Annotated in this window: 28 protein-coding genes; 13 read left to right on the forward strand and 15 right to left on the reverse strand. The window is 67.6% G+C overall.

The window, feature by feature from the left end:
• Nucleotides 1–29: 29 nt before the first annotated feature.
• Nucleotides 30–257: a hypothetical protein gene (locus ACNQR1_RS05075; protein WP_418044530.1), complete on the reverse strand. Its 228-nt coding sequence runs from the start codon at nt 255–257 to the stop codon at nt 30–32.
• A gap of 189 nt (nt 258–446) precedes the next feature.
• Here ACNQR1_RS05075 and nth point away from each other — a divergent pair, with 189 nt between their 5' ends.
• Genes nth through marP form a run of 4 tightly spaced genes read left to right on the forward strand, consistent with a single transcriptional unit; the run spans nt 447 to nt 3,772 of the window.
• The gene (gene nth, locus ACNQR1_RS05080; RefSeq protein ID WP_044521023.1) at nt 447–1,127 is read left to right on the forward strand and encodes an endonuclease III; all 681 of its coding nucleotides are present in this window, start codon (nt 447–449) and stop codon (nt 1,125–1,127) included.
• A gap of 7 nt (nt 1,128–1,134) precedes the next feature.
• Entirely contained in the window at nt 1,135–1,782 is a 648-nt protein-coding gene (locus ACNQR1_RS05085; protein ID WP_418044531.1) for a TlpA family protein disulfide reductase, read from the forward strand.
• 11 nt (nt 1,783–1,793) lie between these two features.
• Entirely contained in the window at nt 1,794–2,570 is a 777-nt protein-coding gene (locus ACNQR1_RS05090; protein WP_418044532.1) for an NUDIX hydrolase, read from the forward strand.
• 11 nt (nt 2,571–2,581) lie between these two features.
• A complete protein-coding gene (marP, locus tag ACNQR1_RS05095; protein ID WP_418044533.1) occupies nt 2,582–3,772 on the forward strand; it encodes an acid resistance serine protease MarP in 1,191 nt (396 codons plus the stop codon).
• Here the strand turns inward: marP and ACNQR1_RS05100 are convergent, their stop codons facing one another.
• Nucleotides 3,773–4,747 carry an alpha/beta fold hydrolase gene (locus ACNQR1_RS05100; protein WP_418044534.1) on the reverse strand — a complete coding sequence of 325 codons (975 nt, stop codon included), beginning with the start codon at nt 4,745–4,747 and terminating at the stop codon, nt 3,773–3,775. It abuts the gene before it with no gap.
• Entirely contained in the window at nt 4,747–5,268 is a 522-nt protein-coding gene (locus ACNQR1_RS05105) for a phage holin family protein (RefSeq protein ID WP_418044535.1), read from the reverse strand. The genes ACNQR1_RS05100 and ACNQR1_RS05105 overlap by 1 nt, the downstream gene beginning before the upstream one ends.
• 174 nt (nt 5,269–5,442) lie before the next feature.
• Between ACNQR1_RS05105 and ACNQR1_RS05110 the strand changes: the two genes are divergently transcribed.
• Nucleotides 5,443–6,078, forward strand: a complete 636-nt coding sequence (locus tag ACNQR1_RS05110; RefSeq protein ID WP_418050278.1) for a S1 family peptidase — start codon at nt 5,443–5,445, stop codon at nt 6,076–6,078.
• Between the two features lie 80 nt (nt 6,079–6,158).
• Here ACNQR1_RS05110 and acs read toward each other — a convergent pair whose 3' ends face one another.
• Nucleotides 6,159–8,120, reverse strand: a complete 1,962-nt coding sequence (acs, locus tag ACNQR1_RS05115) for an acetate--CoA ligase (protein ID WP_418044536.1) — start codon at nt 8,118–8,120, stop codon at nt 6,159–6,161.
• A gap of 126 nt (nt 8,121–8,246) precedes the next feature.
• On the opposite strand from acs, the gene ACNQR1_RS05120 reads away from it, so the two are divergent.
• Nucleotides 8,247–8,987, forward strand: coding sequence for an oxidoreductase (locus tag ACNQR1_RS05120; RefSeq protein WP_418044537.1), 741 nt, complete (start codon nt 8,247–8,249; stop codon nt 8,985–8,987).
• Nucleotides 8,988–9,414: 427 nt separating this feature from the next.
• Here ACNQR1_RS05120 and ACNQR1_RS05125 read toward each other — a convergent pair whose 3' ends face one another.
• The gene (locus ACNQR1_RS05125; protein WP_418044538.1) at nt 9,415–10,272 is read right to left on the reverse strand and encodes an HAD-IB family hydrolase; all 858 of its coding nucleotides are present in this window, start codon (nt 10,270–10,272) and stop codon (nt 9,415–9,417) included.
• Nucleotides 10,273–10,701: 429 nt separating this feature from the next.
• On the opposite strand from ACNQR1_RS05125, the gene ssd reads away from it, so the two are divergent.
• Both ssd and ACNQR1_RS05135 read left to right on the forward strand, forming a co-directional pair.
• Complete coding sequence (gene ssd, locus ACNQR1_RS05130; RefSeq protein ID WP_418044539.1) at nt 10,702–11,787, forward strand: septum site-determining protein Ssd; 1,086 nt, start codon at nt 10,702–10,704, stop codon at nt 11,785–11,787.
• On the forward strand, nt 11,784–12,854 hold the full coding sequence (locus ACNQR1_RS05135; protein ID WP_418044540.1) for a TadA family conjugal transfer-associated ATPase: 1,071 nt from the start codon (nt 11,784–11,786) through the stop codon (nt 12,852–12,854). The genes ssd and ACNQR1_RS05135 overlap by 4 nt, the downstream gene beginning before the upstream one ends.
• 99 nt (nt 12,855–12,953) lie before the next feature.
• Here ACNQR1_RS05135 and ACNQR1_RS05140 read toward each other — a convergent pair whose 3' ends face one another.
• From ACNQR1_RS05140 to ACNQR1_RS05155, 4 genes are all read right to left on the reverse strand, one after another.
• Nucleotides 12,954–16,040: an RND family transporter gene (locus ACNQR1_RS05140; protein ID WP_003882619.1), complete on the reverse strand. Its 3,087-nt coding sequence runs from the start codon at nt 16,038–16,040 to the stop codon at nt 12,954–12,956.
• A gap of 124 nt (nt 16,041–16,164) precedes the next feature.
• Nucleotides 16,165–16,590: a DUF6188 family protein gene (locus tag ACNQR1_RS05145; protein ID WP_003882618.1), complete on the reverse strand. Its 426-nt coding sequence runs from the start codon at nt 16,588–16,590 to the stop codon at nt 16,165–16,167.
• A gap of 73 nt (nt 16,591–16,663) precedes the next feature.
• Entirely contained in the window at nt 16,664–17,224 is a 561-nt protein-coding gene (locus ACNQR1_RS05150; protein WP_079710224.1) for a TetR family transcriptional regulator, read from the reverse strand.
• Nucleotides 17,225–17,283: 59 nt separating this feature from the next.
• A complete protein-coding gene (locus ACNQR1_RS05155; RefSeq protein WP_003882616.1) occupies nt 17,284–17,796 on the reverse strand; it encodes a PaaI family thioesterase in 513 nt (170 codons plus the stop codon).
• A gap of 143 nt (nt 17,797–17,939) precedes the next feature.
• On the opposite strand from ACNQR1_RS05155, the gene ACNQR1_RS05160 reads away from it, so the two are divergent.
• Nucleotides 17,940–18,599: a TetR/AcrR family transcriptional regulator gene (locus ACNQR1_RS05160; protein ID WP_003882615.1), complete on the forward strand. Its 660-nt coding sequence runs from the start codon at nt 17,940–17,942 to the stop codon at nt 18,597–18,599.
• On the opposite strand, the gene ACNQR1_RS05165 is transcribed toward ACNQR1_RS05160, so the two are convergent.
• The 6 genes from ACNQR1_RS05165 to ACNQR1_RS05190 form a co-directional block, all read right to left on the reverse strand.
• The gene (locus tag ACNQR1_RS05165; protein WP_003882614.1) at nt 18,596–19,006 is read right to left on the reverse strand and encodes a DUF6262 family protein; all 411 of its coding nucleotides are present in this window, start codon (nt 19,004–19,006) and stop codon (nt 18,596–18,598) included. The two genes, ACNQR1_RS05160 and ACNQR1_RS05165, sit on opposite strands and share 4 nt — an antisense overlap.
• Nucleotides 19,003–21,234, reverse strand: coding sequence for a tyrosine-type recombinase/integrase (locus ACNQR1_RS05170; RefSeq protein WP_003882613.1), 2,232 nt, complete (start codon nt 21,232–21,234; stop codon nt 19,003–19,005). Before ACNQR1_RS05170 ends, ACNQR1_RS05165 begins: the two co-directional genes overlap by 4 nt.
• Nucleotides 21,221–22,423 (reverse strand): tyrosine-type recombinase/integrase, encoded by a 1,203-nt coding sequence (locus ACNQR1_RS05175; protein WP_021269098.1) that lies wholly within the window; start codon nt 22,421–22,423, stop codon nt 21,221–21,223. The genes ACNQR1_RS05170 and ACNQR1_RS05175 overlap by 14 nt, the downstream gene beginning before the upstream one ends.
• A 16-nt stretch (nt 22,424–22,439) precedes the next feature.
• A complete protein-coding gene (locus ACNQR1_RS05180) occupies nt 22,440–23,684 on the reverse strand; it encodes an ImmA/IrrE family metallo-endopeptidase (RefSeq protein ID WP_003882611.1) in 1,245 nt (414 codons plus the stop codon).
• Between the two features lie 61 nt (nt 23,685–23,745).
• Nucleotides 23,746–24,456: a hypothetical protein gene (locus tag ACNQR1_RS05185; RefSeq protein WP_003882610.1), complete on the reverse strand. Its 711-nt coding sequence runs from the start codon at nt 24,454–24,456 to the stop codon at nt 23,746–23,748.
• A gap of 120 nt (nt 24,457–24,576) precedes the next feature.
• Nucleotides 24,577–24,792, reverse strand: a complete 216-nt coding sequence (locus ACNQR1_RS05190) for a hypothetical protein (RefSeq protein WP_418044541.1) — start codon at nt 24,790–24,792, stop codon at nt 24,577–24,579.
• Between the two features lie 11 nt (nt 24,793–24,803).
• Here ACNQR1_RS05190 and ACNQR1_RS05195 point away from each other — a divergent pair, with 11 nt between their 5' ends.
• Genes ACNQR1_RS05195 through ACNQR1_RS05210 form a run of 4 tightly spaced genes read left to right on the forward strand, consistent with a single transcriptional unit; the run spans nt 24,804 to nt 26,718 of the window.
• Nucleotides 24,804–25,586, forward strand: coding sequence for a type II secretion system F family protein (locus ACNQR1_RS05195; RefSeq protein ID WP_418044542.1), 783 nt, complete (start codon nt 24,804–24,806; stop codon nt 25,584–25,586).
• The gene (locus ACNQR1_RS05200; protein ID WP_418044543.1) at nt 25,583–26,164 is read left to right on the forward strand and encodes a type II secretion system F family protein; all 582 of its coding nucleotides are present in this window, start codon (nt 25,583–25,585) and stop codon (nt 26,162–26,164) included. The genes ACNQR1_RS05195 and ACNQR1_RS05200 overlap by 4 nt, the downstream gene beginning before the upstream one ends.
• Nucleotides 26,165–26,191: 27 nt before the next feature.
• Nucleotides 26,192–26,395, forward strand: coding sequence for a DUF4244 domain-containing protein (locus ACNQR1_RS05205; protein WP_418044544.1), 204 nt, complete (start codon nt 26,192–26,194; stop codon nt 26,393–26,395).
• 38 nt (nt 26,396–26,433) lie between these two features.
• A complete protein-coding gene (locus ACNQR1_RS05210) occupies nt 26,434–26,718 on the forward strand; it encodes a TadE family type IV pilus minor pilin (RefSeq protein WP_418050279.1) in 285 nt (94 codons plus the stop codon).
• The last annotated feature ends 11 nt before the right edge of the window (nt 26,719–26,729 follow it).

Consider the following 26,729-nt stretch of genomic DNA (forward strand, 5'->3'; position numbering starts at 1 on the left):
GAGGTACGCGGTTTCGCGACTAGCCCACGCTACACACGATTGACAGGTCGAGACGCAGGAAACCCGGTATTGATGGTCTGCGGCTCGTAGTACCGCGTCGGCAAACGCTCACTATCGAGGTCGATGATCATCGGCTTGACGCGGGGCATGACGGCCTCGGGGGCCGGTTCGCGCGCCAATCCCGATTCGAGTCGTTCGAGCCCGAACGCCGCCAGCATGAGCAAGCCCGGGATGAGCGCTACCAGCAACCACGACACAAGGCAGTAGTTAACACGGCGTAGGTCTCAGTGGGGTCACGAATCATCACCGGTCCGCGCAGGAGAATGTCCGGCGAGGTCAGTACGCTGATTGACGTGACTGCGGCTGCCACCCCGAAAGGGAAAACCCGCAGGTCCAAGAAGTGGGACACCGAAACCCACCTGGGCCTGGTTCGTCGGGCTCGACGGATGAATCGTGAACTGGCCCGGGCTTTTCCGCACGTCTACTGCGAACTCGACTTCACCAATCCACTCGAGCTGGCGGTGGCGACCATCCTGTCGGCGCAGAGCACCGACAAGCGGGTGAACCTGACGACGCCCGCGTTGTTCCTCAAATACCGCACGGCGCTGGACTACGCGCAGGCCGATCGCACCGAGATGGAGGAGCTGATCCGGCCGACCGGCTTCTACCGGAACAAGACCAACTCGCTGATCCGGCTGGGCCAGGAGCTGGTGGCCCGGTTCGACGGCGAGGTGCCCGACAACATCGAGGACCTGGTGACCCTGCCGGGGGTGGGGCGCAAGACCGCCAACGTCATCCTGGGAAATGCCTTCGACATCCCCGGGATCACCGTCGACACCCACTTCGGGCGGCTGGTGCGCCGCTGGCACTGGACGACGGAGGAAGACCCGGTCAAGGTCGAGTTCGCGATCGGTGAGCTCATCGAACGCAAGGAATGGACCCTGCTCAGCCACCGGGTGATCTTCCACGGCCGCCGGGTCTGTCACGCCCGAAAGCCCGCCTGCGGGGTGTGCGTGCTGGCCAAGGACTGCCCGTCCTTCGGGCTCGGGCCCACCGACCCGGAGACCGCTGCCGCGCTGGTCAAAGGCCCCGAGACTGAGCATCTACTGGCGTTGGCAGGGCTGTGAACGCACGATGAGCAGATCGGCCCGCTGGACCGTGGTGGTCCTCGTGGTCCTGGTGGCCCTGGGCACCGCGTTCTGGATGGAACTGCGCGACGAGCCGGCACCGCAGGCCGGGGCGGGGCAGTCCACGTCCCGCGATCACCGCGACGCCGATACCCCCGAAGCCCTGGCCGGTCCGCGCGCCCGCGCCGATCTGCCGCCGTGTCCCGGGCCGGGGAAGGGAGAGGGACCCGAGGCGTTGCGCGGGATAACCCTGGACTGTGCCGGTGACGGGAAGCCCGTCGACGTGGCATCCACGCTCGCGGGCCGGACCGTGGTGCTCAACCTGTGGGCCTACTGGTGCGGGCCGTGCGCCGACGAGCTTCCGGCGATGGCCGAATACCAACGCCGGGTCGGTGACGACGTGCTGGTGGTGACCGTGCATCAGGACGAGAACGAGACGGCCGCGTTGGTGCGGCTGGCCGAACTGGGAGTGCACCTGCCGACGCTGCAGGACGGCCGGCGACTGGTCGCGGCCGGGCTCAAGGTGCCCAATGTCATGCCTGCGACGGTGGTACTGCGCGCGGACGGTAGCGTGGCCGGGATCCTCCCCCGTTCGTTCGTCAGCGCCGACGAGATCGCGGCGGCGGTCGACGAGAAGATCCGCTCTAGCCGATAGGAGCACCCGGGGTGAGATCGACGCGCGACGGGCTGTTCCCGGATGCCGCCCCGGCCTGGCTCAAGCCGCTGGTGGACAACCTCGACCGGGTGCCGGACGCCTACCGCAGGCGGGTGCCCAAGGACGTGCTGGCCGGGATCGTCGAGGCCAACAATCAAGCCGCCCGGGCCGGCGCACGCCGCGACGCCGCGGTGCTGGTGCTGTTCTCGGGCCCGCCCGAGGGCGCGCCACCGCTCCTTCCCGAGGATGCCGACCTGCTGGTGACGGTCCGCGCCTCGACACTGCGCCACCACGCCGGCCAGGCCGCGTTCCCCGGCGGGGCCACCGATCCCGGCGACCAGGGTCCGGTCGGCACGGCCTTCCGCGAGGCGTGGGAGGAGACCGGCATCGACACCAGCCGGCTCTACCCGCTGGCCACCTTGGAGAAGATGTTCATCCCGCCGTCGGGATTCCATGTGGTCCCGGTGCTGGCATATTCGCCAGACCCGGGCCCGGTGGCCGTCGTCGACGAATCCGAGACCGCCGTCGTGGCGCGGGTTCCGGTGCGGGCCTTCATCAACCCGGAGAACCGGCTGATGGTGTACCGCGAGGCCAACACCAGCCGGTTCGCCGGACCCGCCTTCCTGCTCAACGAGATGCTGGTGTGGGGTTTCACCGGCCAGGTCATCTCGGCGATCCTCGACGTCGCGGGCTGGGCCAAGCCCTGGAACACCGAGGACGTCCGCGGACTCGATGACGCAATGGCCCTCGTCGGGCATGACAACGGTTACGGTGAAGCCCCATGTTGAAGTGGATATAGATGACACCCTCGGTTTGGCTCGATTTCGCAATCCTCGGCATCGGCTTCGTTGCAGCCATCTCAGGCTGGCGCTCGGGCGCGCTCGGCTCCCTGCTGTCGTTCATCGGTGTGGTGCTCGGTGCGGTGGCAGGCGTGCTGTTGGCGCCGCACGTGATCCCGCACGTCAGCGGTGATCGCACCAAGCTGTTCGCGACGCTGTTCCTGATCCTCGCGCTCGTGGTGATCGGTGAGATCGCCGGTGTGGTGCTGGGCCGTGCCGTGCGCGGCACCATCCGCAACCGCCTGTTCCGGGCATTGGACTCGGTGGTCGGGGTGAGCCTGATGCTGGTTGCGGTCCTGGTCGCCTCCTGGCTGCTGGGTAGCCTGCTGACCTCCTCTGATCAGCCCAATCTGGCTGCGGCAGTGAAGAATTCGCGTGTGCTTACCGAGGTCGACAAAGTGGCGCCGGACTGGATGCGGTCGGTGCCGAACCGGTTGTCGGCCCTCCTGGACACCTCGGGGCTGCCCGATGTGCTCGAGCCGTTCGGCCGGACGCCGATCGTCAACGTCGACGCCCCCGACGCCGCCCTGGCCACCGATCCCATCGTGACGACCAGCCGGCCCAGCGTGGTCAAGATCCGTGGCATCGCGCCGAGCTGCCAGAAGGTGCTGGAGGGCAGCGGGTTCGTGGTCGCGCCCAACCGGGTGATGTCCAATGCCCACGTGGTGGCCGGCGCCGACAGCGTGACCATCGAGGCCGACGGCAAGACGTATGACGCCGGTGTGGTCTCCTACGACCCCAACGCCGACATCTCGATCCTCGACGTGCCGGATCTGCCGATCACCCCGCTGCAGTTCGCCGAACAACCGGCGCCGAAGGGCACCGACGCCGTGGTGATGGGCTACCCGGGTGGCGGTGACTTCCTGGCCACCCCGGCCCGCGTGCGCGAGATCATCGAGCTCAACGGACCCGACATCTACCGGAGTACCACCGTCACCCGTGAGGTCTACACGGTCAGGGGGACGGTGCGGCAAGGCAATTCGGGCGGGCCGATGATCAACCGGGCGGGCAAGGTGCTCGGCGTGGTGTTCGGTGCGGCCGTCGACGATGCCGACACCGGGTTTGTGCTGACCGCCAAGGAAGTCGAGCGTCAGCTGGCCAAGGTCGGCAACACCCAGCGGGTGGCTACCGGGACGTGCATCAACTCCTGATCACCTGGCGTGCAGCTGGGCCAGGAATCGGCCCAGCTGCTCGTTGACCGCGTCGGGCTGTTCTTCATGGCCGAAATGCCCTGCACCCGTGATCGATACGTACCGACCGTGCGGTGCATAGTGCTGGGTGCGGTGCACCGGGTCGGTGAGGACGTACGGGTCGGCGTCACCGCGCATGTGCAACACGGGAACGCTGATCGGGCGCTTCATCGAGCGCATGAACCGCAGGCCCTCGCTGCGCAGTTGGCTGCGCACCGCCCACCGCTGGTATTCCAGTGCGCAGTGCGCGGCTCCCGGAATCTGGATGGCCGTGCGCAGATGGCCCATGGTGTCGGAGAAGTCCTGGCTGGTCTGCCATTTGGCCCCGGCCCGGCTGCGGACCAGATGCTCCAGTTCGGCGCCGTCATGCCGGGTCAGCGTGTGCTCGGGCCACGCGGGCAGTTGGTAGCGCAGCATCGACGGCAACAGGGCCCGGCCCTGGTCACGGCGGGTCAAGGTGGAGGCCCGCAGCGCCACCGGGTGCGGTGAGCTGACGAGGGCGATCGCGTCGACCACCCGGGGATGCAGGACGGCCGTTGCCCAGCACACCAAGCCGCCGTCGGCGTGCCCGACCAGTGTCGCGCTCTTGTGGCCCAGCGCGCGCACCAGTCCGGCGGTGTCCCCGGCCAGGGTCCAGCCGTCGTAGCCCCGCGGTGGCTTGTCGCTGTCGCCGTAGCCGCGCAGGTCGACGGCCACGACCCGGGCGCCGGACAGCCCGGTGAGTTGATGACGCCACGACCACCAGAACGACCCGAACCCGTGCAGAAGGATGACGAGCGGGCGGTCCGCGTCGGGCTGCGAGCTCTCGCCCTCCACCACACGGTCGGGCTGCGAGCTCGCGCCCTCCACGACATGGAAGCGAATGCCGTTGGCGTGCACCTGCAGATGCCGCCATGGCCCCTCGATCCTGGTGATCGACGGGTCGGGTGGGGGCATTACCAGCCTGACGGGTCGGTGGCCGGCCTGGTCTGGACAGCCGACGCCGTTCCAATGGCCGCGGCGGCCTTGTCGTGACCGGGCGTGAGTGCCTCGCGTGTCTCCTTGACCGATTCGATGGTCTGCTGCGGACCCTTGATCCGTCGCACCTTCAGGAAGCCGAACACCGCGAGCGCACCGGTGGTCAGCACCATCAGCCCGAACACGATCAGGAAGGCCACCCAGCGCCAGAGCCAGGTGTCGAGCAGCTCGGCCAGGAAGAAGAAGAAAAAGAAGGTCGAGTAGAACAGGACCACCAGCGCGGCGATGAAGAACACGCTGCCGGTCAGGCCCTTCTTCACATCGCGGGTGATCTCGGCCTTGGCCAGCTCCACCTCGGCACGCAGCAAGGTGGATACCTGCGCGGTGGCGTCCTTGACCAGGTCGCCGATCGAGGGGTCCGGCTTGGGGGCATGCGGGTCGACGAGCGGAATCGAGGTCACCGTCGTCGGAACGCCGTCCCTGCGGTCGCCTGTGCTCATGGCGTTCATGTTGCCATGCGGCGAAGCCGTTAACGATCCCGGCCGACATCCGCGTCTTAGTAGACTGAGCGCATTCTTGAAGTGCGCGGGTCGGGCGCGTCGATCGGAGGACACTTGACGAGCAGACACCGCTGGCAGTGGCTGATTGGTGCACCGATCATCGCCATTGTGGCGATGCTGACTCCGGCCCCGGCACATGCTGATCCGCCGGTGGTGCTGGGCGGCGGCTCGGGCATCGTCGTCAACGGCGATTCGTTCTGCACGCTCACCACCATCGGGCACGACGGCGCGGGCCGCCTCATCGGTTTCACGTCCGCACACTGCGGCGGACCGGGTGCAACCGTCTCTGCCGAAGGAGCCGACAGCGCCGGAGTGCTGGGCACGATGGTGGCAGGCAACGACAACCTGGACTACGCCGTCATCCAGTTCGACCCGGCCAAGGTGACCCCGACCAACAACGTCAACGGTTTCCAGATCGACGGGCTCGGACCGGATCCGGTGTTCGGCGACGTGGCCTGCAAGCTGGGCCGCACGACGGGCTATTCATGTGGCGTCACGTGGGGTCCCGGTCAGGACCCCGGCACCATCGTCAACCAGGTGTGTGGTCAGCCCGGTGACTCGGGTGCGCCGGTCACGGTCAACAACCGGCTGGTCGGGATGATCCACGGCGCCTTCTCCGAGGAATTGCCGACCTGTGTGGTGAAATTCGTGCCCCTGCACACGCCGGCGGTGACGATGTCGTTCAACACGCAGCTGGCGGACATCACCGCCAAGAACCGACCGGGAACGGGTTACGTCCCGATCGGCTGATCCCGCCTTGCCGCGGAACTGCATTCCCGGTCGTCAAACCTCGCGCTTGACAACCGGGAATGCAGTTCCGCGGAGGGGGCCTACTTGCTGGCGCGGATGGCCTCGAACACGCTGGGGTCGACCAGCGTCGAGGTGTCACCGAGCTCGCGGCCCTCGGCCACGTCGCGCAGCAACCGGCGCATGATCTTGCCGCTGCGGGTCTTGGGCAGCTCGGGCACCACGTGGATCTCGCGAGGTTTGGCGATCGGGGAGATTTCGGTGGCCACCTGGGCGCGCAGCTCGTCGATCATGGTGTCGGCCCCGCCGTGGGCGCTGGCCTTGAGGATGACGAACGCGCAAATGGCCTGACCGGTGGTGTCGTCGGATGCGCCGACCACGGCGGCCTCGGCCACCCCGGAGTGTCCGACCAGGGCCGATTCCACCTCGGCGGTCGAGATGCGGTGCCCGGAGATGTTCATGACGTCGTCGATGCGGCCCAGCACCCAGATGTTGCCGTCAGAGTCGTAGCGGGCGCCGTCACCGGCGAAGTACCAGCCCTGCTCGGCGAAGCGCGACCAGTAGGTCTCCTTGAACCGCTGCGGGTCACCCCAGATGCCGCGCAGCATCGACGGCCACGGCTTGTCCAGCACCAGGTAACCCGTGACGTGCTCGGCTTCGTCGGCGCCGGGCACCAGTTCGTTGCCGTCGTCGTCGACGATCTTGGCCGAGATGCCCGGCAGCGGCGTCATCGCCGAACCGGGCTTGGCCGCGGTGACACCGGGCAGCGGGGAGATCATGATGGCCCCGGTCTCGGTCTGCCACCAGGTGTCCACGATCGGAGTCTTGTTGGCGCCGATGGCCTCCCGGTACCAGCGCCACGCTTCGGGGTTGATCGGCTCGCCGACCGAACCCAGCAGCCGCAGGCTCGACAGGTTGTGGGCCGCCGGGATCTGGCGGCCCAGCTTCATGAAGGTGCGGATCAGCGTGGGCGCCGTGTAATAGATTGTGACGCCGTACTTTTCGATGATCTCGAAGTGGCGGTGCTCGGTGGGGGAGGTGGGGGTGCCCTCGTAGACCACTTGGGTGGCGCCGTTGGCCAGCGGTCCGTAGGTGATGTAGGTGTGCCCGGTGACCCAGCCGATGTCGGCGGTGCACCAGTACACGTCGGTCTCGGGTTTGAGGTCGAACACGTTGTAGTGCGTGTACGCCGCCTGGGTGAGGTAGCCGCCCGAGGTGTGCACGATGCCCTTGGGCTTGCCGGTGGTGCCGGAGGTGTAGAGCAGGAACAACGGCTGCTCGGAGTCGAACGCCTCCGGATCGTGGTGCGTCGACTGGGTTTCCACGGTCTCGTCCCACCACAGGTCGCGGCCCTCGGTCCAGTTCACGTCGATGCCGGTGCGGCGGACCACCAGGACGTGCTCGACCGACGGCTGATCCGAGACTGCTTCATCTACCGCGGACTTGAGGGAGGCGGCCTTGCCGCGCCGGTACTGGCCGTCGGTGGTGATGACGAGCTTGGCCGCAGCGTCCTCGACGCGCGCCTTGAGCGCGGAAGCCGAGAACCCGGCGAACACGACACTGTGCATGGCGCCCAGGCGGGCGCAGGCCAGCATCGCCACGATGGCCTCGGGCACCATCGGCATGTAGATGGCGACGCGGTCGCCGGCGGTCAGGCCGAGGGCGGTCAGCGCGTTGGCGGCCTTGCTGACCTCGTCCTTGAGCTGGGCGTAGGTGATGTCGCGGGCGTCGCCGACGGGCTCACCCTCCCAGTGGATCGCCACCCGGTCACCGTTGCCGGCCTCGACGTGGCGATCGACACAGTTGTAGGCAACGTTGAGCTTGCCGCCCACGAACCACTTCGCGAACGGTGCCTCCGACCAGTCGAGAACCTCGCTGAACGGGGTCTGCCAACTCAGCCGGTTGGCCTGGGCGGCCCAGAAAGCCAGCCGGTCTTTCTCGGCCTCGGCGTACAACTCGCCCGTCGCGTTGGCGTTGGCCGCGAAATCGGCAGGCGGCGGATAGGCTGACGGGACTTCGGTAGGCGTCGCTGGCGCGTTTGACATGGGTGTGAGCCTAGTCACCAAAGGTTGCAGCGGCGTTGGGACCTCACAAGGCGGTTGCCGGGCGGCTGTCCTGATGCGCCCAACGGTCGGCGCGATGGTGTTCAGCGGTCGGCTAGCGTTTCGCATATGACCGATCCACTCGCACCGCTGGTCGACCTGCCCGGTGTTTCTGCGGCCAGCGACGAGGCGCGTGAGGCCCTGGGCCGGGCGCATCGACACAAGTTCAATCTGCGCGGCTGGCCGCAGACCGCGGCTGAAGCGGCGCTGCGCGCGGCGCGGGCCTCGGCGGTGCTCGACGGCGGGGCCGTCCAGCTGTCTGCCGACGGGGAACCCGACCCGGTCACCGCGGGCGCCATTCGCGTCTCCGAGGCACTCGAAGGTGGCGCCACCGCGCTGGTCGGGGTCTGGCAGCGGGCCCCGATGCAGGCACTGGCCCGGCTGCACGCCCTGGCCGCCGCGGACCTCACCGACGACGAGCACCTGGGCCGGCCGCGGACCGATCCCGACGTCGGCCGTCGCCTCGAGCTGCTGACCGAGATCCTGGCCGGCGGATCCAAGGTTCCCGCCCCGGTGCTGGCCGCGGTCGCCCACGGCGAACTCCTGAGCCTGGCGCCGTTCGGCATCGCCGACGGCGTGGTGGCCCGCGCGGTCTCGCGGCTCGTGACCATCGCCAGCGGGCTGGACCCGCACGGGCTCGGGGTTCCCGAGGTGCACTGGATGCGGAAGTCGGGGGAGTACCGGGCTGCCGCACGGGGATTCGCCTCGGGTACACCCGACGGGCTGACCGCATGGCTGCTGCTCAGTAGTGAGGGGCTGAAGGGCGGCGCGCGGGAGGCGCTGCAGATCGCCCAGTCCGCGGCGGGCTGACGGTTCTTTTCAAAGGGTCCTCAGCAAACGAAAGCGGGCGACGGTCCGAAACGATGTCTCGGCTCGTCGCCCGCTAGCACGGATACCGGTTACCAAGCGTGCCAGGTGGGTTGCGTGGGTGGCCTCGGCGTCCTTGCAATGCGCTTCGGCTGCAACCCTACCCAAAGGGCCGTCGTGGCCGTCCGCTCTTCGCAATCACGCAGGCCCGCAACACTTTTGCCTATTCCGCGGCATGTGCTCCGCGTGGGTGCCGGAACCCGTGCTGGGGAGCTCGGTTCGGGAGATCTAGCCTTCTCTTCCGGCTAACTCTTGGCCTCATCCAAGCTTCCGTGGTTCCTTTGTACTACGTGACCACGGTCACAGCAAGGGTGAAAGGCACTCGACTTCTGATCGTTACGCCGGGGCGTCAGCTACTACATGCGGTAGGTCAGGAAGTGAAGCGGCGCAACAGTGAATATGTCAGCGCACCCGCCGCAAGGGCGCTGATCCCGACGGCTGCGGTGGTGGCCAGCGCGGCCCCCGACGGCGCCGGAATCCGGTCGCGCAACGACACCGGTCGGGTGAAGGTCAGCACCGGCCAGCCGCGCGAGGATGCCTCCTTGCGCAGGCCCCGGTCCGGATTGACAGCGGTGGGGTGACCCACGGATTCGAGCATCGGGATGTCGGTGATCGAATCCGAGTAGGCGTAGCAGTGGTCCAGTGAGTAGCCCTCGCGTGCGGCCAGGGCCCGGATCGCCTCGACCTTGCCCTCGCCGAAGCAGTAGAACGCGATCTCGCCGGTGTAGCGGCCTTCCTCGACCACCATGCGGGTGGCCATCGCGTGGGTGGCGCCCAGCGCCCTGGCGATCGGCGCGACGATCTCCTCACCCGAGGCCGACACCACGACGACGTCGCGGCCGCACAGCTTGTGGTCGGCGATCAGCTCGGCTGCCTCGGCGAACACCAGCGGGTCGACGATGTCGTGCAAGGTCTCGCCGACGATCGACTTGACCTGTTCGACATCCCATCCCGTGCACATGTTGGTGATGTAGCTGCGCATCCGGTCCATCTGGTCGTGGTCGGCGCCCGACATCAGGAACAGAAACTGGGCGTACGTCGACTTGAGAACGGTGCGACGGTTCAGCAGACCCTGGTTGAAGAAAGGTTTGCTGAAAGCAAGGGTGCTGGACTTGGCGATGACAGTCTTGTCGAGGTCGAAGAAGGCTGCGGTGCGCACTGGCCGACCATCCTGTGGCCCGGATTGCTGTGCGATCAATTCCCCGGCAGCCCGATCGGATGCGGTCACAAGCGCCAGCATAGAGGCACCTGTGTGCCGCCATCTGACGGGTAACGCAAAATGGCAGTTCACGACACATTCTCCGGGGCGGTGATTCCGGAATCCCGTCTGGTAGCCCGCGCAGGTGTCTCTTGCATGTTTTGGCAGTTCCGTGTGTATAGTGAGCATTACTCGGCTTATGCCGAGGGTGTATCAGCCCGACCCCCCGGGGCTGATACACGACGACCTCCGCCTCCTCCCCCCTGGCGGGGGTCGTCCCTTTTTCGGGGGAAGAATCTTTGGCCGCGCAGCCGTGTTGGTTGCGGAACCGTATTTTCAGCGTGTCGCCCGGCGTGTTCTCGCGTGTTCTCGGCCCGGATCTATCCACAGCGCGGACTTCATCCACAATCCGCGATTTGGTGATGGCGCCCGCCCGATGGTTGCCCGCAGGGTGGGCATATGGCCGTCCCGAACACCTCGAACAGTCCGTCCGGCACGGTGCTGACGCTGATCGGTGACCCACCGCTGCGCGATGACGTGTCACGGGTGGCCGCTGCCGCCGGCGTCGGCCTCGTCGTCGTCGACGATCCCTCAGGGCGCAAGGCCTGGATGGCGGCTGCCGCGGTGGTGCTCGACGCTCCGGCTGCGCAGCGGTGCGCTGCCCGGGGGCTGCCCAGGCGCGCCCGGGTGATCCTGGTCGGCAACGACGCCCCGCGTTCGGACGACTGGCAGGCGGCCATCTCTGTCGGTGCGCAACATCTCGTAACGCTTCCTGCGCAGGATGCCGAGCTGGTGGCGGTCCTGTCCGAGGCCGCCTCCCGCGATGACGCCGGTCGAGGTCCCGCGGTGGCGGTATTGGGCGCCCGAGGGGGCGCCGGGGCGTCGGTGTTCGCGGTGGCACTGGCGCAATCAGCCCCGGCCGCGCTGCTGGTCGAGGTCGACCCGTGGAGCGGGGGGATCGACCTGGTGGCAGGCAGTGAGGATCTGGCCGGCCTGCGCTGGCCGGATCTGGCTCTACAGGCCGGGCGGCTCGGTTATCCCGCGCTGCGCGACGCGTTGCCGTGTCGAGACGGGGTCAGCGTGCTCTCCAGCGGGCGCTCGGGTGCCGACATCGAGGCGGGGCCGCTGGGCGCCGTCATCGACGCTGGGTGCCGCGGCGGCGTCACCGTCGTCTGCGATGTGCCGCGACGCGCCACCGAAGCGGCCGAAACCGCTTTGGCCGCGGCTGATCTGGTGGTCCTGGTGACACCGGCCGACGTGAGGTCGTGCACCGCGGCCGCGGCCGCTCGACCGTGGGTGCTGGCCTGCAACCCGAATGCCGGTGTCGTGGTGCGCGGCCCGTCGCCGGGCGGGCTGCGCGCGGCCGAGGTGGCCCGCATCGTGGACCTGCCTCTGCTGGCGGCGATGCGACCGCAGGCAGGCATCGCCGAGGTCTTGGAGCGTGGTGGCTTGCGGGTGCGCCCACGGTCGGCGTTGGGATCAGCGGCGCGCCGGGTGCTGACGGTGCTGGCCGGTCACCCCGCGCACGAGGCGGGGGCAGCATGAGCGCCTCACTGATCGACCGCGTTCGCGAACGGCTCGCGGCCGACGCCGCCCCACTGAACCCGGGCGCGGTGGCCGCGGCGATCCGGGCCGAGTCCGGTGGGCTGCTCGGCGATACCGAGGTGCTGAGCAACCTGCGGCTGCTGGAGACCGAACTGACCGGTGCAGGTGTCCTGGAGCCACTGCTGCGCGCCCCGTCGACCACCGACGTGCTGGTCACCGCGCCCGATGCGGTGTGGGTGGACGACGGTAGCGGATTGCACCGCAGCACAGTGCGTTTCGCCGACGAGGCCGCGGTGCGCCGGCTGGCACAGCGGCTGGCGCTGTTGGCCGGGCGCCGGCTCGACGAGGCGCAACCCTGGGTGGACGGCCAGCTCACCGGCATCGGGGCATTCACCGTGCGTCTGCATGCGGTCCTGCCGCCCGTCGCGGCGGCGGGCACCTGCCTGTCGCTGCGGGTGTTGCGTCCGGCCACGCAGGATCTCGACACGCTCACCCGGTCCGGGGCGATCCCGCCTCAGGCCGCGGGCCTGGTGCGCGCCATCATCCGGGCCCGGCTCGCGTTCCTGATCTCGGGCGGTACCGGCTGTGGCAAGACCACCCTCCTGGCCGCGGCGCTCGGCGCCGTCCCCGCCCACGAACGCATCGTGTGTGTCGAGGACGCCGCCGAATTGGCGCCCCCGCATCCACATCTGGTCAAGCTCGTGGCCCGGGGCGCCAACGTCGAGGGCGTCGGTGAGGTCACGGTGCGCGACCTGGTCAGGCAGGCATTGCGGATGCGTCCGGACCGGATCGTGGTCGGTGAGGTTCGCGGCGCCGAAGTGGTGGACCTGTTGGCCGCGCTGAACACCGGGCACGACGGCGGGGCGGGCACCGTGCACGCCAACAGCCCCGCGGAGGTCCCGGCCCGGCTCGAGGCCCTCGGTGCGCTCGGCGGTTTGGACCGCGCAGCGTTGGTCAGTCAGCTGGCTGCGGCCGTGTTATCTGTAGGTCGGTTGCGGGTGTCCTCGACTGTCGCTGACGGTGATCGGGATGGTGTTTGCGACCGTGGGCGACATGCTTATCTGTAGTGCTGTACTCGATGATCTGCGCTCTGCGGGGCGGGTTTTGGCGGATCGGTGTGAATCGGGAATGCCGCGTGTGACTGTGGTTGAAATTTCTTAGCGCTGTCAGGTTGTGGCGGTGGCTGGTTGTGGTGTTGGTGTGGGGTGTGTTGTGGGTGTGGTGGGGCGTTGTGGCCACCAGCTGGCTTGGCGGAGCAGGGTGGCGATGGCTGGGACGGTGAGGGTGCGTACGAGGAAGGTGTCCAGCAGTAGTCCGCAGCCGATGATGAGTCCGGTTTGGATCATGATGGCTACCGATCCGATCATCAGGCCGAACATGCTGGCTGCGAAGATGAGGCCGGCGGAGGTGATGACTGAGCCGGTGGTGGCTACGGTGCGCAGCACGCCGACGCGGATGTTGTGGGTGGATTCTTCGCGGAGTCGGGATACGAGCAGCATGTTGTAGTCGGCGCCGACGGCGACGAGGATGATGAACGCTAGTAGTGGTACGGGCCAAGCGATTTGGTGGCCGAGGATCCATTGGAAGACGATGACTCCGATACCGAGTGAGGCCAGGTAGTTCAGCACGACGGTGCCCAGCAGATATAGCGGGGCGATCAGGGCGCGTAGCAGGGCGATGAGGATGAGTCCGACAATGACCAGGGTGGCGATGGCCAGTTGGGTGAAGTCGGATGAGAGCAGGCGTTGGATGTCGGAGTTGACGGCGGGGAATCCGGCGACCGAGACGGTGGCGTGGTCCAGGGAGGTGTTGGGGCGTGCGGTGTTGGCGACGTCGGTGATCTGGCGGGCCAGGTTCATCGCCTCGCCGCTGTAGGGGTCGGTGTTGGTGTCGATGGCGAAGCGGGCGGTTTTGCCGTCGGGTGAGAGGAAGTGTTTGGCGACGTCGGCGAATTGGCGGTTGTCGAAGGCTTCGGGGGGCAGGTAGAAGCCGGTGGCGGCATCGGATCCGGCGGTGGCGCGGGCGGAGTTTTGCAGTTGGGCCGCGATTTGACTCATCCCGGACAGCATTTGGATGTTGCTGTCGGCCAGGGTGTGCACGCCGGTGGCCAGGGCGCGTGCGCCGGAGGCCAGTTGGCTGATGCCGTGTTGGAGTCGGCCGATGTTGGCGGTCAGGTTTTCGGGGTTGCCGAGGGTTTTGAAGGCGTTGTTCATGGTGGCCACGGTGTGTTGCACTTCGGTGAGGGTGCCGGTGACGGTGGCGTTGGTGGCCGGGTTGTACTGGTCGCCCAGGGTGGCGAGTTGGGTGAAGAATCCGTTGTCGCGCAGGGTGGTCAGGATACTGACCTGGTCGCGGATCTGGGTGCATTGCGGGGTGGTGATACACCACGGTGAGGTGTTGAGTGCGGTGACGAGCGGGTCGAGGGCGGCGATGGCGGTCTGGGCGCGTTCGGCCAGGGGTCGGATGCCGGGGCCGGCTTGGATGGCGGTGTCGACCTCGGGTGCGGTGGCTGAGAGTTGTTGCAGCAGCGGGCCGAAGCGCTGCATGTTCTCACCGGCGGCGCCGGCTTGGGTGAGTACACCGCCCAGGGGGGTGAGCGCGGTGCGCACGGTGGTGTCGAGTTGGGCCAGGCCGTCGGCGAGTTGGTCGGCGCCGTGGGTGAGCTTGTCCAGGTCGGTGCGCCGGTCGTTGCCCTGGGCGACCGAGTCGGCCATCTTGTCGCCGATTTGTCCGTTCTGCCAGGACAGTTGGGCTTGGTCGAGGCGTTGCCCGGCCGGTCGGGTGATCCCGGAAACACGTGTCACGGCCGGGATTTGGGCGATGCGTGAGGCCATCTCGTCGAGGTCGGCCAGGCCTTTGCCGGTGCGCATGTCGGTCGGGTTTTCCACGACGAGGAATTCGGTGATGACGACGTCTTTGGGGAAATGGCGGTCCAGCAGCTGATAGCCCTGGTTGCTGGCGGTGGTGGGGGGTTGTCCTTGGCGGTCGTCGTAGCTGATGGTCATGGTCGCCGCGGCCGCTGACAGTGCCACCAGGATGGTCAGGCTGATGACCAGCAGCGGCACCGGGCGACGCACCACGGCCACGGCCACGCTGTTCCAGTAGCGGCGGGTGCGGTCGGGTTTGGGTTCGCCGATGCCGCGGGTGGCCGCCAGCGCCAGCACCGGCGGCAGCAGGGTCACGGTGGCGGCGAATCCGACTGCCACGGCGACCGCGCAGGCCGGACCGAGGCCGGCGAACACACTCAAGGTGGCGAACACCATGGCCAGAAAGGCCAGGGCCACGGTGCCCGCCGAGGCCAGGATGACTCGGCCGATGCTGGCGGTGGCCGCGATGACCGCCTGCTCGGCGGGCACCTGGGCGCGGCGTTGTTCGTGGTAGCGGCTGATCAGAAACACGGTGTAGTCGGTGCCGGCGCCGAGCAGGATCGCGGTCATGAACGCCACGGTGAACTGCGAGACCGGCATGCCGATTTCCCCCAGGGCAGAGAGCACCCCACGCCCGACGGCCAGGCTGATCCCGATCACCAGCAGCGGCAGCAGCGCGGTGAACACCGACCGGTACACGATCAGCAGGATCAGCGCGATCAGCCCGGCGGTGGCGATCGAAATGAACACCAGGTCGTGCTCGGCTGAGGCGATCTGATCGGCGAACGTGGCCGGTGGCCCTGTCACATAGGCCGTGGTGGACGTGTTGGCGAATGCCGTGTCGGTGAGATCGCGCACGGCTTGCACGGATTCGGCCGCGGTGGGATCACCGAGCGTGCCGGCCACCCCGACCGGCAGATACCAGGCCTTGCCGTCACCGCTGACCGCCTGGGTTCTGGTGACCGGGTCGGCCAGCAGATCCTGGACCAGCAGGACATGGTCGTGATCGGCGCGCAACCGCCCCACCAGATCCTGATAGCGCAGCTGATTATCGGGGGTCAGACCGGCCGGGTCTTGCATCGCGACGAACAGCATCGTCTTGGAGCCCTGCTCACCGAACGCCTCACTCATGCGGTCCACGGTCTGAAACGAGGGCACATCACGCGGGATCAGATCGACCGACTGTTGGCGCACCACCGTCTCCAGCTGCGGGAACAGCAGCGCCAGCACCACCGCGGCCGCGATCCATCCACCGATCACCAATGCCTTGTGGCCCACCGTGAACGCCGCGAGCCGACCCAACCGGGCGCTGTATTCCGAAGATCCGGACAGATCGACGCCGCGCCGGCCACGGGAAGGCCCAGCATCTCCGGTTCGATCGCCCATCCCCACGCCTCCCAAGAAACGAAACTATCGGTATCGCTACGATACTAATAGTCCCACACGAGGATCGGAAGGGCCGCGCCGACCTTTCGGGCCATGGTTGCGGCTGGGCGCGGTGGGGGGTGAATTAACTTGCGGTGTCCTCAGATTCGTCGTCGGGCAGGTCGTGGCGCACCACCCGCACCCGCCCGCGGGGCAGGCATGCCATGTAGCCGTGGCGTTTGCCGTAGAGCTCCCAGGAGGTCGCGGCCTCCTGGGGGGCGACATCGATGCGATGCCCGCGGGAAAAACCCAGGTGCAACCCGCCGCCCTCGTCGCACCACGCCCCCGTGCACACCGCGCCGGCCAGGTCCAGCAACGGACGCTGCTGGACCGAGACGTTGCCCGGGTCGATGAGGACCTGCTCTTCGGGATAAGACGATCCGATCGGCGGCAGGGTCAGCCGGATCGGGGTGGCGATCACCAATTCGTTGTAATCGTCGAGGTCGAGCACCAATCCGTCGCGCAACGAGACACGCTGAACGGTGCACCGCTCGATCCAGGGGGTATGCATGCCCGGCTCCCTTCGACACGTCGTTGTGTCGCTTTATGGTACTGGGAGTAGCGCAGCGATACTACTAGTATCGCTAAGTGGTGGTGTGGGTGCCGTGCACCAGCTGTCGGGTTGTGCGGTCGATGCGTTCGCGGGCCAGGTCCGCATCGATCCGGCCGCCGATGACGGCGATCAGGTTGGCCAGCCACACGTCGGCGATCAGGCTGGCCACGTCCCGGTCATGTGCGCTGGGTGTGGGCCCGCCCAGGGCGCGGGCCAGCATGTCCTCGATCACCGCGACAGCGTGCTCGATCGCGCTGGTGGCCTCGGTGTCGGCCACGACGAACGCACGCACCATCGCCTCGGTCAGGTGCGGGTTGGCCTGCCAGGCTGTGTGCAGGTGGGTGGTCAACCGCCCCAGCCGGGCCTGCGGCGCCAGTTCACCGGTACTCCAGACGAATTCGGTGTCGAGACGTTCGAATTCGCGGGCCAGCACCGTCACCAGCAGATGGCTTTTGGATCGGAAATGCCGATACAGCGAGCTGGCGGCAATGCCGGCCTGCGCGGCCACCGCACGCATCTGCACACCGTCAAAACCGTGTGCTGAGGCCACCGTCCACGCGGCATCCAGGATCGCCTCGCGACGCGCCCACACCGAGGCCGCCGGCCGGCGCGGGCGCCGCACCCGGTCCCGGGGTGCGGCGGTGGGCGCGCTCACCGCGACCCCGCGTCGGGGCCGGCGCCACCGTAGCGGGCCAGCTCGGCGAACAACTCCCCGAAACCGCTGATGTCACCGTGGGCGGCGAAATGGGCCGCATCCACCGTGATGAACACCGCCGAGGCGGTGAACCGGGTGACACCGTCCACGCCGACCCCCACCCCGTCCACATGCAACGCCCGGCCCTCGCGGGTGGCGATCCGCGCGGTCAGCCGATGCGTACATCCCAACGGCACCGGCTGCAGATAGTCCACCGTCAAACGGCGCGTCACCGCCGGGGTGGCCGCGATCCACAACGAAAACCCCAGCACGTCATCACAGGCCGCGGCGATCGCGCCACCGTGTGCGAGCCCCGGCGCACCGATATGACGCTCATCGAACACCAGATCAGCGAACACCTCATCGCCGCACCGAAACACCTCCAGCTGCAAACCGTGCGGATTGTCCGGCCCGCAGCCCATGCAGGTCGGCGTGTGTGACGGCAACCGCTGCGGCTGATCAGCACCCATCACGGCCTCCTCACACCCGGGCAGCCCCGCCACCGCGTCCCGACCCGGGACCGCCGGTACTAGCAGTTTCGCTGCGCTACTATCGGTACCATAACCGGGAGAGCGGGGGCAACGCACCGGCGATCGGAACACCAGGAGGTCAGGTGGGGACAGAACCCGCGGCGGCACCCGACGACGAGGACGACGTCGACCCGCGCCGCACCCGATCGCGCACCCGACTGCTCGACGCCGCGGCCAACCTGCTCAAAACCGGTGGGATCGAAGCCGTCACCATCGACGCGGTCACTAAAGCCTCCAAGGTCGCCCGCACCACCCTCTACCGCCACTTCAACAGTTCCTCACAACTGCTCGCGGCCACCTTCGAACGCCTTCTGCCCCAAGTCATCCCGCCCGCCCCGACCAGCGGCACCCTGCGTGAGCGGCTCATCGAACTGCTCTCGCGCCAAGCCGACCTGTTCGCCGAAGCGCCGCTGCACGTCACCACCTTGGCCTGGGCCGCGTTGGGCCCCACCGAAACGCACGACAGCGACAGCGATACCGGCCAACACGCCACCGCCAGCATGCTGCGCACCCGGGTGATCGAGCAGTACCGGCGGCCTTTCGACGAAATCCTGCACAGCCCCGAAACCTTCGACCAACTCGGCGAACTCGACATCGAACTGGCACTGTGCCAACTGGTCGGCCCCCTGGTCTTCGCCAGAATGACCGGCCTACGCGCCATCGGCCACCACGACTGCACCCGCATCGTCGACGACTTCATCACCGCGCAAACCACGCAGCGACCCGCACAACCAGCCAGCTAGGAGTTGGTGTCCGGGTGGGGTTTGCCGGCCAGTTGCCCGTGCAGGGTCGCGATGATGTGGTCGCGTTCGCGCAGTTGGGCTTTCAGGTCGGCGATCTGGGCGTCTCGTGCCTTCAGGCGGGTCCGTAGCGCGGTGATGATGCTGCTCTCGGTGTCGGTAGCCGGTGGTGGCGGTGGATCGGGGGCGGCGGCCAGCGGCTGGGTGGTGCGGATCTGTTCTCGCAGTTGGGGGCGGCGGTGGATGACGCTGCGTGACACTCCGGCGTGGCGGGCCAGGCTGCTGACGTTGATGTCGAGGCCCTGCTTGCGCATCTTCTTCAGGGCCCGATCGATACGGGCCTCGACGTCGGCGCTGCGTTTGCGGGCGCTGGCCTCAAGGGCGGTGAGGGAGGCGGGGGTGACGGTCATGCGGGTGTGTGAGGATCGGCTTTGCGCAGTGCTGAATCGTGCGCACCGCGGGTGGCCACAGGTTGCAGCGGGATGCGGTTGGCCGTCCCGGCCCCGGCGATCGCCTCCTGATGGGTGCGTTGATCTGCGGTCAGGCGGTCCAGGATGGCTTGCAGGGAATGCAATTCGCGCAGGCGTTGGGCGACCCATACGTTGTCATCGGTGAGTTCGCGGCCGGTGCGCTGGCGGTACTGCTGACGTCTGATCTCGACCAGCGCCGTGGTCTTGGCGTGCTGATCTTTGAGTTCGTCGAGGTGGGTGGCGTCGGTGGCGAAATGCCCGCACGACAGACAGGCGTTGCCCTTGTCGCAGGTTTTCAGTGGCGGCAGCAGGCACACCCCGTTGGGCAAGACCCGGTCGGTGCGCACTGAGAGCTGGGTCATGTCCAACATGTCAGACGGGCTGATTCCGATGTCGGTGCCGTGAGCGCCGATCTTCTTGTGTTTGAGGAACTCCGCTTCGGCGGTCGCGGCCAGTGTCGCGGCATAACGCATGGTCATCTCGGGGCTCTTGTGGCCCAGGTAGCGCTGGACGACGTGGATCGGCACGCCGTCGTTGAGCAGTTCGGTGGCCCGGGTGTGGCGCAGCCGATGCGTTTGGGTGAACCGCAACGGGTTTCCCGCAGCATCGCTGAGACCATGGATGGCATCGAGCTTGTCCAGGGAGGCCCGATACGTTGCATACGGGCGGGGCCGGCGCCCGGCCAGGTTTTGTTTGACCGCGATGAACAGGTATTTCGGGGTGAGGCTGGGGTGGGTGTCGGCGAGCCAGCGCTGTTGCTCGGCGATGACGTTGACCACGGCCTGCTCGACCAGGATGGTGGGGATGACCCCGTCGACTTTGGTCTGTTGGTAGCGCAGTTTGGCCACGAACACATCGGGGTCATCGGTGGCGGTGGGCCGCGCCGCGCCGGGGATCGCTTCGAGCGGGTGGTGATCGAGCATGAGAATTTCTGAGGCCCGCCGCCCAGTCAGTGCTTGCAGCAGCCAGATCCGGGCGGCCTGGGGGTCGCCGAGGCCTTTGATCAGCGACACGGTGCCATCGGGATGGGTCACCGACACCAGGGCGCCCCGTTGGGCGGCGAGCACGTCGAGGTAGGCCAGCATCTGCTGCAGTTCTCCAGTGGAGTACCAGGTCAATTCCCGGGTGCGGTGGGCGCGGCGGGTGCGAAACGCCGGCCCCCACAACCGGGTGTGCGCCGCGGACAGGTTCTCCCAACGCGCATCGCCGGTGGCTGCCGCGGCCTCGGGTGCATGGTCGAGCATGAACGTGTAGAAGCTCTGGATCTGAGATTGGCTGTCGCCGATCGCCGTGGCAGACAACGGCTTGTCAGGTCGGGCAGCCGCGGCTGGGGAGCGCAGGTATTCGTTGTAGGTAGTGAAAATCAGGCGTAGCTGCGCCGGGTCATCGGATAAGACGGGATCGGTGTAGCCACGCGCGATCACGAATTCACCGAAATGGCGCGCCATCTCGCGGGCACGATCGACTGCCGATGACCAGCGCAGCAACTCCGCATCCAGGCAGGTGCGCAGCCAAAACCGCACCCCTTCGCGCAGCCACGCTGGTTCGATCGCGCCGATGCGCACCGTCTTCTCGTGGCACGGTTCGTGTTCGCGTTGCGGGATCCGTGGATCGGCCCGCAGATCCCAGGTGTCATAGGCCCACCAGTCGATGGCGCTGGCCCGCACCGACACAAACAGGTGCAGATGCTCGATCAGGCCCACAATATTGCGGCGTGTGCCGCCGGCGGGCAGCCGCGCATTGCGCCGCTCGAACACCACGACCGCGTGGCGCACCATGTCGTTGACCGCCAGGTCGGTGATGCTCACCGGGTGGCGGCCGTGCGCACTGCGGTACTCGGCCGCGGCGGCGCTGATGGCCTGGGTGGCCCAGCGCAGCAGGGAATGCTCGATCTTGCGCAGCCCCTCGTGGTAGCACACCCACACCCACCAGGCGATCTCGTCGGCGAACCGCGCCGGTGTGGCCTGCGGGGTGAAGTCGTACACCCCAGCGGTCGCAGCGGGCGGCAGATCGTTCTTGCGGGACAGGAACACCCGATCTGCCGGGGGCAGATGCACCTGATAGGCCGGGCGGCGCCATTCGGCGGGTACCTGGGCCCACTGCGCCTGCCACGCCACCGCACCGAGGTCGCCTACCGGTGTGGTCAGGCGGCCCTCATTGCTGGCCATCGTGAAGTCCTTTCCATCCGGCGACATAGTTTTTCCACTCGGCCAGTGAACGCATCGCCGCGTCCTGGGTGACCCAGCCGTAGGTGGACAGAGTGGTCTGCACATCGGCGTGGCCCAGACGCCGCATCACCACATGCTCAGGCACCCCCGCCAGCAGCAACGCGGTGGCGTGAGTGTGGCGCAGCCAGTGCGGTGACCAATCCGGCGGCAGACTCCGATGCGCTGTGCGCAGCCCGCGCACCTTCTCGTAGATGTTCTCCTGGCGCATCGGCGAAAAACGCGGTCCCCGTTGCAGATTGACGAACACGAAATGATTCGACAGATCATCGACCACCTGGTCGGCGTTCATCGCGACCAACTGCCACACATACTCTGAATACAGTGCCTCCAGGTCATCACCGACATAGATCCGCCGCGGCCCGGTCTTGACCCGAGCACCATGGGGATGATCTTGGCGCTCCACAATGTCGATCCACGGGGTCGCACCGGCGCCGATATGAAAATCGTTGTGCCGCAGTGATAAGGCCTCGCCCAGACGCATTCCCGTTTCGGCCAGTACTGCGAAAAACAATCGGTTGCGCACCGCGGCGGCCCCGCCGGTCCAGTCCCCGTCGCGCTGCACCGAGCAGCCATCGAGGATCGTGGCCACCTGGGCAGGCGACAAGACAGGGGTAGCCGATCGCCGCGGGGTGCGCACCGGGTAGATCGGGTGCTCGCCGTCGCGGTGGGGCCCGACGCCGTCGAGGAACCCGACGTAGCGGTTGTGGCGCCGCCAGCTGCCCCGCTGAGTGACCAAACGCCGATAAGGCACCTCGGTGGTGCCGGCATCAGCGTGATAGCGATACATCGACAACACCGCAGCCGCCCGCGGCTGCAAAGAACTGGTCACCATCTTGGTCTCGGGGGCACCCAGGCGCGGTGTCCCGGGCAGATCCCCAGTCCGCAGATACTGCAAGTACTGCCCGAACAGGGTGGTGGGGAAGTCATCCCAGCGATGGCCGGTGTGCTCGAGCATCGTGAACCACCGCGCCAACCCCGCGGCGTAGCCACGCACCGTGTGCGGGGACGCGCCCCCCTCACGCAGAAACCTCAGATACTCCGCAGCCGGGGCCACCGGCAGATGATCGGCGCCAACGACCGTGTAGGTGACAGGCTGGTCGGCAAAGATCACCCGCTGCACTCGCGCCACCGGCCCCCCTTGTGTTCTAGCCGCGCCGGCTTCGCTGCCGCAACGGAATCACATTGCTGCCCGTACTGGGCGCCGATGACCCGGGTCCGACCGTCGCTCTGCCGCTGCCGGCGGCCACCCGCACCGCCGCCGCGCCCGGGGCGGCCCGCTGCCCGGCCATGAAGTCCTCCAGCAGATCCTGCGGCCACACCAAGTCATAGGGGGCCAGCATCGCCGCCGAACGCGCCGAAAACGCCATCTCCAGCCACTTGCTGATCAATCGTGGCCGCTCCACCTCACGGTCATTCCAGCCCGGCTCCACCCGACCCCACGTCGTATCGGTATCCGGATTGACCCGGGTGTAGAGCTGGCGGCGCAACGCCTCAAACCGCGCCCCAGTCAACAACTGCGAGGTATGCAGATGCTTGATCAACGCCCCCAGCGACACACCCCACTTTGCTTTCACCGGCAACAACTCCGCCAGCGACGGAGCCCGCGACACGTCCTTGGCCAGCACCGCCGCCGGCGCCAACAACTCCGAGGCGAACTGCGACGCCTGCTCCTCGCAGGCCTCGGTGACGCTGCCCGAGGCATGCAACACCAGATGACCCACCTCATGAGCCAGCGTCCAGCGGGTCCGTTCCCACGAATTCGATTGCCGCACAACGATCAACGGCCGGGTATTGAACTCCCCGACACGCACCGAATAACCCAAATGCTTGTCGATCTTGCCGGTGGAATCCCCGTCACCCAGGATCCGCCGTGACGAGGAGGTCAGCAAGCGGCGCACCACGACCACCACACCGCTGCGCTCGATCTCATGCGTCAGGTACTCGATCGGCTGATCGTGCTCCAACCCCCAACTGGCACGCACCGCCGCAGCGGCCTGGGTCACTGCGGTGTCGATCGGAAGTATCGGCAACTTCACCGCAGGTAACTGAGTGCGGCCATTGAGCTCGTCGAGAAACTCCCCAGCCAATGCCGCGAACTGCGCCAAATACTCCCGCTCGGTCGCCGTGATCGACCGCGGCGCACGGAACAACAGATCCGACTGGTGCACCCGCGACGTCGGAGCGGTGGTGAAAAATTTCGCCGGGAACCGCAACACCGCCACCAGCCGGTCGAAATCCTTGATCGGCAACGCCGTCGTGGTCGACTTCTCCAACCGGTTCAGCCGAGAATGCTTCCAGCCCAACGCTTCCATCACCGCAGTGGCAGTCATCGCGCGCATGACCCGGGCCTGGTTGACCCGCAACCCATACACGTCCACGGTCGTCGTCATTGCGACCTCGATTCAACAGCCACCCGCCGACATTCGCATCGACCCCCGACACCACGACCCCTTAAGCCGGCTCCTCGGGATCCTCGCCCGTCCCCAGCGCCGGCGGCTCGTACTCGCCGAAGTCGTCCCTGGGCCCCTGACCCTGCGCCGACGGAGTCACCAGCGGAGAGTCGGTGACTGGAGGCAGCGGCTCGGTTGCCAAAATCTGCACCCGCGACGCATTGTCCACATCCACCACGAACGCCAACACCGCCTCCGACAATCCCCACCCATCGTCGGTCGGCCACCACAGGGCGAAGATATCCGGTGTACCGGCCGGAGTCACAATCGGCGACGGAAACAACTGCGCCGGCTCGTCCTCGTCCAACAACATCTGCTCGTCGACCTGAGCCTTCGGCGGCCGCAGCACCCGAAGATCGCCGCCCGTCGGATGCGTCACCACCCGAACTCGCTCCCCGTGCAACACCTTCGACGGCCACCGTCGCGCACGAAAATCCATCCCCCGCGAATCGGCGATCTGCACCGACAACCCACTGCCACGAGAAGTCAACAACGTGTCCCCAGGGATCGGCTTGCGAAGCTCGCGCATCCTCAACACCATCTGGCGCACACACGTACAAAACGCCTGACCATGAATATCCAACGGATCCTCGAACAACGGCTGCCACATCTGGCCAACCTTGGGGATCACCACCTCCAAGTCGTAACGCAGAGTCGCCAACGACGGCCCATGATCCGACACCGCCTTGCGCAACCGCTCTTGTAGGTTCACACGGCGAATTTCGCACACAAAAACAGAGAGCGCAAGCAACACGCCGCATCGGCGTGGCGAGAGGGTTGATATTGCTACGCACACTCTTAGAGTACATGTACCCGACGATAAATACGCAGTTCAACACGCATTGTGCGCCCACATTGTGTAGTTAACTACTGATAAACGCGGCAGGTTCTGCTGCACGTCGGGCGTGACGGTGCCGGGCAGCGCAGGCTCGCCGAGATCGCGGTGCTGCGCCGAGCTGCCCGCGGCGACCTTGAAGTGGTGACGGCTTGGAATGCTGACACCGGGTTCGGTTGTGGCGCCGAGGCTCTCGCTGCGCTCGTCGGGCAACGGGTGACGCGGTGACGGCCAGCGCCCTGGCACTGGCGGCCGCACTGCTGCTGTGGCCCGCCACGCCCCGACGGGCAGCCGCACTCAAGCGGGCAGACGCACCCCGGCGGCGCCGGGTGCGGGCAGCGCCGATTGTGGCGGTGGGAGTTGTTGTGGCCTGGCTGGTTCCACTACCGGTCGCCCTCGCCGTGGCGGTGATCTCCGGAACGGTGGTGATCCGGCGCAGGCGCCGCGGCATCCGGCTTGCGCGACAGCAGGAGTCCGTCGCACTGCAGGCCGCCCTCGACGTGTTGGTGGGTGAACTGCGCACGGGTGTCCATCCGGTCACGGCATTCGGCACCGCGGCCGGCGAGGTGTCCGGACCGGTTCAGCGGGGCCTGAGCGCCGTGGCTGCCCGGGCCCGCCTTGGCGCCGACGTCGCGGCCGGGTTGGAAGATGTTGCGACGGCCTCCCAACTGCCCATGCACTGGGAGCGGCTCGCCGCATGCTGGCGCCTGGCCCACGCGCACGGACTCTCGATCGCCACTCTGATGCGCACTGCGCAGCGCGACATCGTTGAGCGTGAACGCTTCTCCTCGCACGTCGAAGCGGCGATGGCGGGCCCGCGCGCCACCGCGGCGGTGCTCGCCGGGCTGCCGGTGGCCGGGATCGCGCTGGGCCAGCTGATCGGTGCGCGGCCGTTGGCGTTCCTGTGCGGTGCGGGAGTGGGCGGCTGGCTGCTGGTCATCGGTGTCCTCCTGGCCTGTGCCGGGCTGATGTGGTCGGATCGGATCACCGAACGGGCGCTGAGATGAGCTGGGCAGCAGTGCTTCTCGCCGCCGCCCTGCTGATCGGTGCGGACCCGGCCCGGGTGCGGACCCGCGCTGCACCGGGACCCCCGACGCGCACATATCTGCAGCCGGTGCGGGCCGACGATCCGCTTGCCGCGGCCTCGACGTTCGACTTGTTCGCTGCCTGTCTGTCCGCCGGTATGGCGGTATCGACCGCGGCTGCCGCCGTCACCCCGTCAGCTCCACCGGCGCTTGCGCCGGTGCTGCGCAGGGCGGCCGAACTGCTGGCACTCGGAGCGGATCCGGGCGTGGCCTGGGCCGCAGGGGATATCGCAGCACCCACGGACAGGAACGCCGAAGCGCTGTTGCGCTTGGCGCGCCGGTCGGCCGCCTCCGGCAGTGCCCTGGCAGGCGGGGTGGCGGAGCTGGCCACCCAGACCCGGCACGATGCCGCGACTTCCGCTGACGCGGTGGCGGAACGCGCCTCGGTTCTGGTCGCCGGTCCGCTGGGACTGTGCTACCTGCCGGCGTTTCTGTGTCTGGGTGTCATACCTGTCGTCGCCGGCCTCGCCGGTGACGTGCTGGGTTCAGGTCTGTTGTGAACACACATCGCAAAGGGAGGAAAAGTCATGGCAGGAAACATGATCCGGAGGGCAAATGCCAGGGCGGCGCTGTTGCTGGCCGACGAATCGGGGATGTCCACCGTCGAGTACGCAATCGGGACCATCGCCGCGGCGGCCTTCGGGGCGATCCTGTACACCGTGGTCACCGGGGACTCGATCGTGAGCGCGCTGACCAACATCATCAGCCGGGCACTGAACACCAACGTCTAGATGACCGGGGTGCGGTCACCGTCGAGGCCGCCTTCGCGATCGCGTCACTGGTGGCGGTTCTGGTGTTGTGCGTCGGTGGCCTCGGCGCCGTGGGCATGCAGATCCGCTGCGTCGACGCCGCGCGCGAAGCCGCCCGGTTGGCGGCCCGTGGTGAGGGTGAGGCGGCGACGGCAGCCGCTCGCCGGGTCGCTCCGTCCGGTGCGGTGGTGCACGTCGGGCAGGACGGCGGTCTGGTGGTGGCCCGGGTCAGTGCGGCCACGGTGCTACCGGGGTTCACGGTGTCCGCCGAGGCCGCAGCCGCCCCCGAACCCGGCGTGGGATGAGCGGGGCGCGG

The sequence above is a fragment of the Mycobacterium sp. 48b genome (assembly GCF_048282725.1).
Lineage (GTDB): Bacteria > Actinomycetota > Actinomycetes > Mycobacteriales > Mycobacteriaceae > Mycobacterium.